Annotated in this window: 11 protein-coding genes and 1 pseudogene; 7 read left to right on the top strand and 5 right to left on the bottom strand. The window is 54.9% G+C overall.

Annotated elements, in window-relative coordinates; genetic code table 11:
- Nucleotides 1–17: 17 nt before the first annotated feature.
- Nucleotides 18–821 carry an AraC family transcriptional regulator gene (locus tag OUO13_RS11920; protein WP_283174115.1) on the bottom strand — a complete coding sequence of 268 codons (804 nt, stop codon included), beginning with the start codon at nt 819–821 and terminating at the stop codon, nt 18–20.
- Nucleotides 822–1408: 587 nt separating this feature from the next.
- Between OUO13_RS11920 and OUO13_RS20065 the strand changes: the two genes are divergently transcribed.
- Nucleotides 1409–1474, top strand: a complete 66-nt coding sequence (locus tag OUO13_RS20065) for a DUF4113 domain-containing protein (RefSeq protein WP_428982341.1) — start codon at nt 1409–1411, stop codon at nt 1472–1474.
- 5 nt (nt 1475–1479) lie between these two features.
- Nucleotides 1480–1695: pseudogene (locus OUO13_RS11915) on the top strand (IS3-like element ISGur5 family transposase); the annotation flags it as partial.
- 118 nt (nt 1696–1813) lie between these two features.
- Here OUO13_RS11915 and OUO13_RS11910 read toward each other — a convergent pair.
- Complete coding sequence (locus OUO13_RS11910; protein WP_283174114.1) at nt 1814–2548, bottom strand: glycine-rich domain-containing protein; 735 nt, start codon at nt 2546–2548, stop codon at nt 1814–1816.
- A gap of 231 nt (nt 2549–2779) precedes the next feature.
- Here OUO13_RS11910 and flgB point away from each other — a divergent pair, with 231 nt between their 5' ends.
- The 4 genes from flgB (at nt 2780) to OUO13_RS11890 (ending at nt 8270) form a co-directional block, all read left to right on the top strand.
- Complete coding sequence (flgB, locus tag OUO13_RS11905; RefSeq protein ID WP_283174113.1) at nt 2780–3202, top strand: flagellar basal body rod protein FlgB; 423 nt, start codon at nt 2780–2782, stop codon at nt 3200–3202.
- 2 nt (nt 3203–3204) lie between these two features.
- A complete protein-coding gene (gene flgC / locus OUO13_RS11900) occupies nt 3205–3651 on the top strand; it encodes a flagellar basal body rod protein FlgC (RefSeq protein ID WP_283174112.1) in 447 nt (148 codons plus the stop codon).
- A 20-nt stretch (nt 3652–3671) separates the two neighbouring features.
- Nucleotides 3672–4469 (top strand): flagellar hook assembly protein FlgD, encoded by a 798-nt coding sequence (locus OUO13_RS11895; RefSeq protein WP_283174111.1) that lies wholly within the window; start codon nt 3672–3674, stop codon nt 4467–4469.
- A gap of 183 nt (nt 4470–4652) precedes the next feature.
- On the top strand, nt 4653–8270 hold the full coding sequence (locus OUO13_RS11890; protein WP_283174110.1) for a flagellar hook-basal body complex protein: 3618 nt from the start codon (nt 4653–4655) through the stop codon (nt 8268–8270).
- Between the two features lie 409 nt (nt 8271–8679).
- On the opposite strand, the gene OUO13_RS11885 is transcribed toward OUO13_RS11890, so the two are convergent.
- From OUO13_RS11885 to pyrC, 3 genes are read right to left on the bottom strand one after another with little or no spacing between them, the layout of a single operon-like run.
- Nucleotides 8680–9045 (bottom strand): YacL family protein, encoded by a 366-nt coding sequence (locus OUO13_RS11885; RefSeq protein ID WP_283174109.1) that lies wholly within the window; start codon nt 9043–9045, stop codon nt 8680–8682.
- Nucleotides 9045–9731 (bottom strand): ribonuclease T, encoded by a 687-nt coding sequence (gene rnt / locus OUO13_RS11880; protein ID WP_283174108.1) that lies wholly within the window; start codon nt 9729–9731, stop codon nt 9045–9047. Before rnt ends, OUO13_RS11885 begins: the two co-directional genes overlap by 1 nt.
- Nucleotides 9732–9739: 8 nt before the next feature.
- Nucleotides 9740–10792, bottom strand: coding sequence for a dihydroorotase (pyrC, locus tag OUO13_RS11875; protein WP_283174107.1), 1053 nt, complete (start codon nt 10790–10792; stop codon nt 9740–9742).
- 164 nt (nt 10793–10956) lie between these two features.
- Here pyrC and OUO13_RS11870 point away from each other — a divergent pair, with 164 nt between their 5' ends.
- Entirely contained in the window at nt 10957–12222 is a 1266-nt protein-coding gene (locus OUO13_RS11870) for a flagellar protein MotY (protein WP_283174106.1), read from the top strand.
- Nucleotides 12223–12233 lie beyond the last annotated feature (11 nt).

The following is a 12233-nucleotide window of genomic DNA, read 5'->3' as shown; positions in this document are numbered from 1 at the left end:
ATCGTGCAAGTTGGCAGTTAGCTGCTTTGCATAAGGTTTGCCCAGCGGCCAGGAGGTAATCCGTATGTCTTGGAGAATTGGTTTGTCATATGGCTTTGGTCTGTGAAACCACAGGCAGCGGCGACATCGACCAGAGCCATCCCTGCACTAATCTTCAACTTCGCCTTGTCCAGACGGCGCTGGGTCAGATAACGATATGGACTGGTTCCGAATAAAACTCGAAAGTCCCTCGATAGGCTCCAACGATCAGCCCCTGATATCTGCTCCAAACGCTCCATAGTGACAGTCTCTTCGGATGCGTCGAGAATGAACTGTCGTACCATCTCCGCAGCTCTGTAGTTGATTTTTTTGCGACGAGCACTTGAGTTGGTCAGGTCGTTAAGGGCCTGGGCAATTTCATAGATTCCGTCATCCTCTTCCAAACTATCCAAGGGACTCTCCAAGTCGGTGAGTAGATTGGAAATAGCTGAAACTATTCGCGGATCAGAAGAAATACCGTCGGCAACAAATGGTAGGGGCTTCCCACCGAGTGCTTGTTGGATGTGCTCTGGTGAGAGGTAAAGAATTTTGTAATGGAAACCAATCTCTGTACCCGCTTCACCATCATGTAATTCATCCGGATGAATTATCACTGCATTGCCCGGCATACTGTGTCGCATTGACTTCCTGTAGCTGAAGCTGTGAACGCCGTTGAGTGTAATGCCTAAGGCGTATGTGTCGTGTCGGTGCGGAGTGAAACCATGATTGGCAAAAAATGCCTCCATACGTTCTATTCTTCTTGCAGGGAGGGAGACCTTCGTCCAGTCCTTTGCGTACATCATTTAAATATCCTGGTTCAAATCCATGTTTCGCTTACATCGCTGATGAATGTTGAGCACACCATCAAAAAGGGTTGATAAATAGTGGATACAGAGACTGCTACTGTGGCGAAAGACTTGAACGGCTTTTGCCCAGAAATCCTCTTGCACCATTCTTGATCATGCCTTGATCGTTAGATGCTTCCGGGGCCTCCGGACACCTGATCTTATGGAAGGAAAATAGAGTTGTCAGAAGTACTTCACCGAGTCTGGATAGCGTTCTCAATCATTTGAATGGACGAAGCGAGTGTTAGAAACTCTGAACAGTTGGTGATTTTGTTATCACGTGGTGGTGCAACCCTCCCAAAAAACTGAGCCATTCATAACTGGAGATTCTCCGGGATAATCAGTGCACCAAGGAGATCGTCTCATGCGTAAATCCCGTGCCAGATCATTGCCATCCTGAAGGCCGCTCTCAGCTCGATATGTTTGACGAAGGCGATACTGGTCGAAGTGAGAAGCTGAAGTCAGTACTGGATTCATTGAATCAGAAGCAGAAAGGGGCAGTGTTTCTCGCAGGGCAGGGTATCCCAAGCCAGAGATCCTGAGGCATGAAGCAAGACAACTTGTCACCGCCCTATACGACCCGGTGGAGTGATTGGCCGCGGGTGAGGTAGTGACGTTTGCTCGCTATTACAACGAAGAACACTGCCACAGCGGTATCCGCTTCGTGACACCTGACCAGCGTCATCAGGGACAAGACAAGGCCGTCCTGGAGCGGAGAAAACAGATCTGCGAAATGGCGATGAAACAACACCCGGAACGTTGGAGCCGGAAGAGAATCCGTAATCTGAGCTGGCAGGAAACGGTGACGCTAAATCCGGTGAGGAAGGAATAAATACAGGCCGCGACGATGGCGGCATGATTAATGGTTTATCGGACAACTATGTTGAAAAATACCGTCCCCAACCTCCTGATTTTACGTCGATAGACGTTTTACTTTTCTGGTCTCCACTCTAGTCTCCACCGCCTGAACATCCGCCGGAACTGTCACCTGAACAACCGCTGCCACCGTTGTCGCTTCCGATCCCATAGTCGCCAAAACCGCTGTTGCGTTCGCTGTTATCCCACGAATCACCAGAACAACCACTGCTGCAATGAATGTCGCTGGTGCAATAACTGTTGCCGCTGTATTGGCCCTGGGCATCCGGGTTTTGTTTGCAGTTGGGCAGATAACGGAAGCCGTCCGGAATGGCGAGCTGCAGGTCCAGCGCAAAAATCAGTGGGGTCGGGTGGGTGATGGCCGGGTGTTGTTCATTCAGTGCACAGGCCAGTCGCCAGGCACGGCGAATGCTGTCGGGTACGGTTTCTGCCGCATTGGTCATGGCTTCGGTTGGGGTGTGATGCAGGAAACGCCCGAAATTCTGCTGGCAGAACTCTTCATAGGAGCGTGTGAACAGAATGAACTCGTGCCAGGCAACATCCACCGCTTGTGATGGCATGGCTACGGCGCGGCGACCGGCCAGCAGACACATCTTGAAATAGTCTCGTAGTGCGATTTCCACCAGGGCCAGCTGCTCCTCCAGCAGATGCGGATAACGTTTGTGAACCTTGCGCAAAATCGCCGGGTGAAAACGGTAATCATCAATCCGGTCGAGGCGTTTTTGCTGTTGGTAACGCCGAAAAGGCCGGATCAGGAACGTCAAACCAACGGCTGTTATAAAAATTCCGGCAACGATCAGAATAATCATACGGTCCCTCGTGCTGGTGGTTGTGTAGTGGTGTCAGATTTTTGTCGTTTCAGGAGTGAAAACAGCGGCACTGGCGGCGGCAAGCTTCCTCCTGCTATACCGAAGTTTGCCGGTTTTTATGTCAGATTTTGGTAAGTTGATCTCAACCTGTTGAAAAACAAAAGGAAAAAAATCTGGCATAGGCGTTGCTAAAACCTGCATATAAAAGGTTAACGGCAGCAGGTGCTTATCATGACCGCCATCAGTTTCAATAATGCGTTAGGCAATCACTCCGAGGCTCTGCAATTACGGGCCAAACGTGCCGAGGTGCTGGCCAATAACCTCGCCAATGCCGATACCCCCGGATTCAAGGCTCGCGACTTTAATTTTCAGGCAGCGCTGAAAGAGGCCGTGGAACAGCGCCAGCAGGACGCTGGCGCTGTTACCACCAGTCTTCCGCTGGAACAGACTCACAGTGGCCATATTGCCGGTACTGGCACCATTGACGAAAGCCTGCTGTATCGCAACCCGTCGCAGCCTTCCATTGACGGTAACACCGTCGATTCCCAGATCGAACAGGCGCTGTATGCCCGTAACAGCCTCGATTACAACGCCAGTTTTGAATTCCTGAGCAGCAAGTTCAAGGGCCTTAAAGGTGCCATCCGCGGAGAATAATCATGTCACTCAGTAATGTGTTTGATATTGCCGGGTCCGGCATGAATGCCCAGTCGATCCGCATGAATACCACCGCCAGTAACATCGCCAACGCCGACAGTGCGTCCAGCTCGGTGGATGAAACCTACCGCGCCCGCAAACCCTGGTTTGAAGTGATGCAGCAGGAATTTCTGAGCGTGAACGACCAGAACCAGTTCAGCAAGCTGGAAGGTGACACCGGTGTCGGGGTGAAAGTGGCCGCCATTGTGGAAAGTGATGCACCGCTGCAAGCACGTTTCCAGCCAGACCACCCAATGGCCAACGAAGACGGTTATGTCTATTACCCCAACGTGAATGTGGTGGAAGAAATGACCGACATGATGTCGTCGTCGCGCAGCTACCAGATGAACGTGGAAGTACTGAAAACCGCCAAACAGATGCTGCAGCGCACATTGGCGCTGGGTGAATAAGGGCCAGGGGAGAACCGTGTATGGCAATTGGTGATGTAACGTCCAGCAGTGCGCTGGACCAATACCGCAGTGAAAACAGCAGCTCGGTCCAGGCCCAGACCGCCGACAACGCGCTGGGTCGTGATGCCTTTCTGGAGCTGATGGTGGCTCAGCTGAACAACCAGAACCCGCTGGACCCGCAGGATAACCAGGCGTTTGTGGCACAGCTGGCGCAGTTCTCCCAGGTGGAGGGGCTCGACAAGCTCAACACCACATCGGAAAGCATGGCGTCCGAGTTTTCTTCCTATTCGGCCTTGCAGGCCTCCAGTCTGGTGGGGCAGTCGGTGATTGTTGAAGGCAATACCACCGGGCTGTTACTAAACGGCGGAGTGGTCAGCGGCTATTCCGAGGTGCCTTCCAGCGCCAGCAATATGCAGCTCAGCATTACCGATGCCAGTGGTCAGGTGCTGGAGCAGTTTGATCTGGGTAACCACGCCAGTGGGCCTTTGTCGATCCGCTGGGACGGTATCAACCTGATGGTGGACGGTGAAATCCAGGACATCGACGTGTCGGCGCTGAACCGCCAGGAATACTACACCGATGAAAACGGTGATCAGGTACTCGACAGCAACGGTGATCCGGTGCCGATTCCCTACGATCCCGGCGAATACCAGTTTGTGGTGACGGGCACGGTGGCTGGCCAGACCGAACAGCTGGATATGCAGATGAGTTCTCGTGTCGACAGCGTGACCCTGAGTTCCTCCGGTCAGGTCACACTTAACCTGACCGGTGGCCAGCGCGCCAGCCTTGATCAGGTATCGCAGATTCTCGATGAGTAACCCGGCTATGCCGTGAGTAACGCGCTTTGCAGGCGTTTACAGAACGATCGAACCGGATGTTTCAGACAGGATGCTCCGAATTGAATGCTCCGAATTGAATGCTCCGAATTGAATGCTCCGAATTGAATGCTCCGAATTGGATGTTGCCCGGCAACATGAAAGGCTCAGTAAGAGGTAAACAACATGGCTTTTAATATTGGTTTGAGTGGTATTCGCGCAGCGTCCACAGACCTCTCGGTTACCGGTAACAACATCGCCAACGCCAGTACCACGGGGTTCAAATCATCCCGTACTGAATTCGGTGACCTGTATACCACCTCCTTGCTGGGCAGTGGCAAGGCGCCGGTAGGGAGTGGGGTGCAGGTATCGAACATCCGTCAAGAGTTCAGTCAGGGCAGTATCAGCGCCACCGATAACGTGCTCGATCTGGCTATCGACGGTAACGGTTTTTTTGTACTCGATAACCAGGGCATCAAGACCTATTCCCGGTCCGGTATCTTCTCGCTCGACAAGGAAGGTTATGTGGTTGCCAACAACGGCTCGCGTTTGCAGGGCTTTATGGCTAACTCTAACGGCGTGGTGAGTGGGGTAATCAAGGATCTGCAAATTGAAGTCGCCAATCAGGCCCCCCGACTGACCAGTGTGGTAAACACTCAGCTCAACCTCGATGCTGGTCAGAAAGTATTGCAGGAACAGGGCACCACGGTTTCTACCACCGGCCTTGCGATTGGTTCGGTGGACTCCGGCATTATCAGCTCCACCGCCAGTACTCTGGCGGCCGCAGGCCAACCAACCACCGCGGGTACTCCAGCAAGTCTCTCGTTCTCAGGCGATCTGGCGACGATCGCTGCAACTGGGTATGGCGCGATCAGCCTGGACATTGACCCCGGTGATGGCTCTGGTGCTTCGACCGTTACCCTGACCGGGGGCGCTGCCGGTGGCACTACCAGCGACATTATCGATGATGTGCAAAGCGCTCTTAACAACACCTTCGGTTCCCAGCAATTTGTGGCGTCAGAAGGCTCAAACGGTGAGCTGGTAATCAGCCGTGCCGGTTATGGTGCGACTACCGGCACAGCGTTTGTGGTCAACAACACTACAGACTGGGACACTGCATTTGGCGCCAACACCGGCGTGGTGAACGGCACCGCAGGTTCGTTGCTGTTTGTGGGTAACAACCCGCTGACCGTTGATTTCACCAGTGTCCCAGGTACATCAACCACCACCCGTACTACGGCTACTCCACCACTGACCATGGTGGGAAGCACCACCGGTGAATTTGCCAATCTGACTGCCAACAGCATTTACGGTACCCAGGATTTCAGTGCCTCTGGCGGTAATGTCGCGGCCTTTACTCTGGCAGTGGGAAGTGGTTCTACCTACCCGATTGTGCTGTCGGAAAATACCTGGACCGGTTCCGCTCCATCCAGCTTTAACAGCGTCACTACCAACGAGGTGATTGCTGAAATCAACGCCCAGATTGCGTCCTATACCGCCACACCTGACGTGGTTGCTGTGAACAACTCCGGTCGTATCGAATTCCAGGTGCAGGCGCCAGCTGAACGTGGTGACTATGTGCAGCTGGCCGATAACAGCACCACGTCGGTGAATCTGGATCTGGCAGATCTCGGATTTGCCGTCAGCAACCGCTTTGATCCGGGCGTTCCTCCGGTACTGGCCAATAACGAATTTCAGCTGGAAGTCACCAGTACAACCGGTGAAGCAGCGGGTCCATTCACCATCACCATTCCAACCGGCACCTATGCCAGCCTGGATGATCTCTCCAACGCCATTCAGCAGCAGATTGACGTGTTTATCGGTGCTGCCGGTATTGCCGACAAGGTCTCGGTGGATGCAGTGGGGGGCCAGCTGGTGTTCACCAACCTGAATACCGGTTCTGGCGAAGGCATTGAGCTGTATTCCACCGCCGCCGAACCTCAGGCGCTGGCGGCTCTCGGCTTCGACAGCCTGTTTACCGTGAATGGTACTGACGAGATTGATCGCTCCAACAGTTTCCGTATCAACCTCACCGCTCCGGCACCGGATACCGAAGGCCGTAGTGGTTCTGTGGTGGTATCGCTGAATCAGGAATTCCGTTCGGTTCAGGAAATGGCATCGGCGATTAACGCCCAGCTCAACAGTCAGGATGCTGACAGTTATATCGGTGTGCAGGCCTTTGCTGCTGAAGTGGTGCCAAACACCACACCACCACAATACAAACTGGAATTCCGCGCCACCGAAGCTGGTGAAGAGTCGATTATTTCGGTAACCAACATCACCGCCAGCGGTGCCGACATCAGTGATGAAGAGCTGTTTGCGGCCTTGCAGGTGAATCCGGCGGATTCTGATCTGCTGACTCTGGGTATTGAAGGGGTGAACAACGGTTATCCGGAAACTACTGCAACCCTGGTGGCTCCAGACGGTTCTGAAACGGAATTGCTGTTCCCGAAATACAGTGAAGCCAACGAAATTGTGGCCTTGCTGAACCAGCAACCAGGTATTACTGCCACCGCGTCTACCCAGATGACACTGCCAGTCGCCGGTTATAACAGTCCTGGCAACGATATGCAGCTGACTCTGAATGGTCAGACGCTGACCTCTACCAGCCTTTCGGCGCTGGCCGATGAAATTAACAGTTATTCCGAAACCACTCTGCCTGGGTTCAGTGCCGAAATTAACGATGCCGGTGATCTGGTCATCAACAATGCTATTGGTCGTGACATCACCCTGGAGATGGATAGCGGCGTTGATTCCGACTCGCTGATTGTACTGGGCAGCAACCTCTCCAGCCCGGCGGTTCTTGGCGGTAGCGCCAGTGGTCCAAAAGCGGCTTCCGTGGGTGGTACGGTGGATATCGTGCTGAACGAAGGGTATGGCCTGAAAGACCCGAATCCGGCTCTGTCTGGCATCTTCGGCACCCTCAGTGACAGTGAGTTTTCACCCTATGTGCTGAACGTGTTTGATCCGGCTGACCCGGATACTTACAACCACGCGACCTCGCTGTCGGTTTATGACAGCCAGGGTAACGCGCACGTTATGACCCAGTATTTTGTGAAGGAGCCTTCCACCTCTGGTATTGGCAGTGGCAGTTCCGGTGATACCGAGTGGGCCATGTACGTGATGATTGATGGCAAGGATGTGGGCGACCCTGATCCAACCCTCGATTTCCCACAAAACCTCGAACCAACCCGTGCCCGTTACACCATGTACTTTAATCAGGATGGTTCGATTGATACCACGGCTACCGGTGATCTGTACGTCACCAACTGGGACCCGCTGGATTCCGACGGTGAGCGTAATGGCGCACTGGGTTCGGTGAACGTGCTGGAAGGTGGTTTGCCGTTAACTGATCCGGCTACCAGTTCCAACTTCAGGATTGATCTGGATGGCACCACCCAGTACGGTGCTTCGTTCTCGGTGAATCAGGTCAGTCAGAATGGTTACACCACCGGCCGTCTGACCGGTCTGGCGATTGATACCGACGGTATTATTTTCGCCCAGTTCAGTAACGGTCAGTCGCAGACACTGGGGCAGGTGGCGTTGGCCAACTTCACCAACCCGGAAGGTCTGACCCCGGTGGGGTCTACCGGCTGGTCGGAATCCTATGACTCCGGTGTGCCCACCATTGGTTCACCTCGTACGGCGTCGTTGGGGCAGATTCGTTCATCGGCTCTGGAAGAGTCGAACGTGGATTTGTCAGAGCAGCTGGTGCGTCTGATTGTGGCGCAGCGTAACTTCCAGGCCAGTGCCAAAACCATCGAGACATCGGATCAGGTGACTCAGTCGATTCTGAATATCTGACGATTCTGAATATCTGATGAGGGAATAACGGTGAGAGCGGGTATCTGACGTGAGTTGGATGCCCGTCGGAGCGAGAGAGAAACGGCTACCACCGGTAACGGGGTAGCCGTTGTTATTCAGAGTGTTCCTAGGGACCCTCTGAATAACTCGGTGCCCGCTCTGGCTTATCGGGATGGTGATGAATCACGAAGCCGGTTTGCTGGCATAGCGGGCTACGTCAAAAACCGGCGACACCGAGTCATCACCATCCCGAAAGCCCCGAAGGGCGCGGGCTGCAGCGCGTTTGAGCGGTGTTGCCGATCTTGAAAAGGACCCGGCCAGGTTGGTTCGTCATTTCGCTGCGATCGTCGCCTTGCTCACACGCGCTGCAGCACTCGCGCAGAGCTGTGCAGAGTTATTCAGAGTGTCCCTAGCTGGCGATAAAGTCTTTCCAGGCCAGCAGCAGCTCGTGGAAATCCTCGATGCCACACGCGGCTTGCTGGTCGAAATCCTGAATCGACAGACTTTCGTCTTCCAGATGCAGGTCTTCATCCTGATACAGGGTATGAGCACTGACGTCGGCTTCCTGACGGGTCAGTTGCAGCAGCATGCTTTTGCCCTGCCAGCGGTAGTCGCGCAGACCACCTTCCATCAACAGTTCGGTGGTGGTGATCAGGGCGCGCAGGTGTTTGAGGTCGTCACCGATTTCGTCGGTCAACCAGATACCAAACGCCGCCAGATCATCACCCACGCTGGCGATGGGCTTGCGCCCTTCAAACCAGAACTCGTGGTCCATCAGTCGTCATCTCCGGTTTCGATACCCGGCTCAATGGCCAGTGGCCAGCCACCCAGATCCTTGTAGCGGTTCACGATAAAGCAGAACAGCTCGGCGGTTTTCCAGGTGTCGTAGGCAGCGCTGTGGGCGGCACTGTTATCGAAGTCGATACCGGCGGTGATGCAGGACTTTGCCAGCACGGTCTGACCGAGGGCAATAGCGGCAATGGAGGCGGTATCAAACGATGAAAACGGGTGGAACGGGTCACGTTTGATGTCGTTACGCGCGACGGCGGCACGCAGGAACGAGTGGTCGAAGTGGGCGTTATGACCCACCAGCACCGCACGGTTGCAGCCGTAGTTTTTGATTTCGCGACGGATCACCTGAAACATGTTGCTGAGCACATCGATTTCAAACTCGGCATCGCGTTCCGGGTCGTACGGATCGATACCGGTGAAATCCAGTGCTTCCTGCTGCAGGTTGGCGCCATCAAATGGGTGAATATTGGCAGCCAGGGTCTGGTCGGGATGCAGATAACCATCCTCGTCCATACGCAGGGTCACCATGGCGATTTCCAGCAGGGCATCGGTATCCGGGTTAAAACCACCGGTCTCGACGTCAACAACCACGGGCAAAAAGCCACGGAAGCGTTGGGCCATCGGGGTCTTTTCAGTTTTTTCACCGTTTCCGGTAGCGTCTGAGTTCATCCTGATCCTTAGCGTGTGGTTGACAGAGGTTGCAGCTTCCAGCGCAGGGTTTCACCGGCGCGCAGCGGCACAATCACATCAGTGCCAAACGGCATTTCCGTTGGAGCCTGCCAGCTTTCTTTCACCAGGGTAATGGTTTCCTGGTTGCGTGGCAGACCGTAGTAGTCCGGGCCAAAGTGGCTGGCAAAACCTTCCAGTTTGTCGAGTGCACCGAGGTCTTCGAAGATTTCGGCGTACAGCTCAATCGCAGCATAAGCGGTGAAGCAGCCAGCGCAACCACATGCGCTTTCCTTGGCACCTTTGGCGTGTGGAGCACTGTCGGTACCGAGGAAGAATTTCGGGCTGCCACTGATAGCCGCTTCCTGCAGGGCGCGCTGGTGGGTGTTGCGCTTCAGAATTGGCAGACAGAAGAAGTGCGGGCGAATACCGCCAACCAGCATGTGGTTACGGTTATAGGCCAGGTGTTGCACGGTCAGGGTGGCTGCCACGTTTGGACCCTGGCTGTTCACGAACTGGGCGGCATCGGCGGTGGTGATGTGTTCAACCACCACTTTCAGGTCGGCATTACGGCTGACCAGTGGCGCCAGAATGGTATCCAGGAACATTTTCTCGCGATCGAAAATATCGATATCGGAGTGGGTCACTTCACCGTGTACCAGCAGAGGCATGCCGTTTTCGGCCAGTGCTGCGCTGATGTCATCGAGCTTGCCGAGATCGGTCACGCCGGAAGCCGAGTTGGTGGTGGCACCAGCCGGGTACAGTTTGACGGCTTTTACCAGACCGGTTTTGGCGGCTTCGGCAATCATGTCCGGCGTGGTGTTGTCGGTGAGGTACAGCACCATCAGCGGATCAAAACCGGTGCCTTCCGGCGCGGCGGCCAGAATACGGTCACGGTAGGCCAGCGCCTGTTCGGCATTCATCACCGGTGGCTGCAGGTTCGGCATGATAATAGCCCGTTTCATTACCCGTGCCGTGGCCGGGACAGTGTGCTGCAGCGCAGCGCCATCACGCACGTGCAGGTGCCAGTCATCGGGGCGGGTGAGGGTAATGCGGTCAGTCATACGTCTACCTGAAAACAGTCAGAGGGTTAAGGTGGCGCATTGTAACCCAAATGTAGTCCTTATCGCCAAAACCCCCACGGTGAAAAAACGATCAAGAATCTGTCGGTTATGCCGATAACGATGGCAGACACCTGTAAAAGTCGCGAAAGCACCCTGGGGTTTTGATGAAATTGCGTCCGCTTGCGTCAATCAGCCTGTTGTTTCCCGTTACCGCTCTGGCCGCGGCGATGGTGGCCGGGCCTTTGCAATACGGAAACGGTTTGCAAAATACCCGCTGGACCGTGAGTGGCAATATTTTCGAGTGCCGCTTTGCCCAGCCGATTGAGGGGTTTGGGGAGGCGCTGTTTTACCAGCGCGCCGGTGAAAGCCTGAGTTTTCAACTGGCGGCCAATCGCAACCTGATGGATTACAGCAACGCCAGAGTCAGCCTGTTATCACCGCCGTGGCGGCCTTCGGAGCAGCCAGAGAATCTGGGCACGGCCAGTATCAATCACGATGGTCCGTTGTTGGCGCTGGATACCCGCCGCAGCCAGATCATCATGCATGGCCTGATGGAGGGGCGGCGGCCGACCGTTACCCACAAGACCGGTTACGACAACAACCGCTTTGTGCAGGTCTATGTGTCACCCTCGTCGTTTATGGAGTATTACCCGGAGTTCCTGCGCTGTCTGGGGCAGCTGTTAACCGTGAACTTCGATCAGATCGCCCGCACCAAAGTCTATTTTGGTTCCGGTGATGACAAGGTTGACGCGGCGGATATCAAAACCCTGAACCGGGTCATCTATTACCTGCAGCATGATCCGCGGGTGAAGGCTATTTATCTGGATGGCCATAACGATAACGTTGGTCGTCGTTATGACAGTCGCCAGATTTCCAAACGCCGGGTTGAGGATGTGGAGAATTATCTGGTGTCACAGGGCGTTGATGCGGCGATGATCACCAGTCGTTTTCACGGTGATCGTTACCCGGTGGCCAACAATAAGACCTCGGCCGGGCGGGCGGAAAATCGCCGTGTCACCATTCGCCTGGAAATGGGCGATGACCTGACGATTCCACCGGAACTGATTTTCCAGTCACGTTTTCCGCCACCGATGTCGTCGTCTCCGCCTACCTCGTCGGCGTCCGGGCCGGGAACTGCTCCGGCGGTGGGAGCGCGCTGGAACGAGCCGGATTTGCGCGATGCCCCTGCGGCCGGGCCTGATGGTGATTTCCCAACTGATGCTCCGGGGATTGTGCCGGAGATAGCGCCTGCTGTGGCGCCGGTGTTGACGCCATCGGATAACCCAGCCAAGGTTTCGGATGATCGTGTACGTGATTTGCCGTTCGACAGCCCGTTTGATCCGGGTTCTCCGCAGCAGCCGAGTGCCCTGAATCAGCCGTTGGTGTTGCGTGATGATCGCTGGCAAATCCGCTGGCCACAGCCGCCATAACCGGCGGCCAA

The sequence above is a fragment of the Parathalassolituus penaei genome, from assembly GCF_026626885.1.
Classification (GTDB): domain Bacteria; phylum Pseudomonadota; class Gammaproteobacteria; order Pseudomonadales; family Oceanobacteraceae; genus Oceanobacter; species Oceanobacter penaei.
Note: the sequence above shows the minus strand (reverse complement) of the source record. Positions and strands in the feature narration are given on the sequence as shown.

Coding starts and splice junctions, on each gene's coding strand:
- pyrC (WP_283174107.1), bottom strand. CDS start 10,792: ATGACTGACCGCATTACCCTCACCCGCCCCGATGACTGGCACCTGCAC.
- flgB (WP_283174113.1), top strand. CDS start 2,780: ATGACCGCCATCAGTTTCAATAATGCGTTAGGCAATCACTCCGAGGCT.
- OUO13_RS11910 (WP_283174114.1), bottom strand. CDS start 2,548: ATGATTATTCTGATCGTTGCCGGAATTTTTATAACAGCCGTTGGTTTG.
- OUO13_RS11890 (WP_283174110.1), top strand. CDS start 4,653: ATGGCTTTTAATATTGGTTTGAGTGGTATTCGCGCAGCGTCCACAGAC.
- rnt (WP_283174108.1), bottom strand. CDS start 9,731: ATGAACTCAGACGCTACCGGAAACGGTGAAAAAACTGAAAAGACCCCG.
- OUO13_RS11920 (WP_283174115.1), bottom strand. CDS start 821: ATGATGTACGCAAAGGACTGGACGAAGGTCTCCCTCCCTGCAAGAAGA.
- OUO13_RS11870 (WP_283174106.1), top strand. CDS start 10,957: ATGAAATTGCGTCCGCTTGCGTCAATCAGCCTGTTGTTTCCCGTTACC.
- OUO13_RS11895 (WP_283174111.1), top strand. CDS start 3,672: ATGGCAATTGGTGATGTAACGTCCAGCAGTGCGCTGGACCAATACCGC.
- flgC (WP_283174112.1), top strand. CDS start 3,205: ATGTCACTCAGTAATGTGTTTGATATTGCCGGGTCCGGCATGAATGCC.
- OUO13_RS11885 (WP_283174109.1), bottom strand. CDS start 9,045: ATGGACCACGAGTTCTGGTTTGAAGGGCGCAAGCCCATCGCCAGCGTG.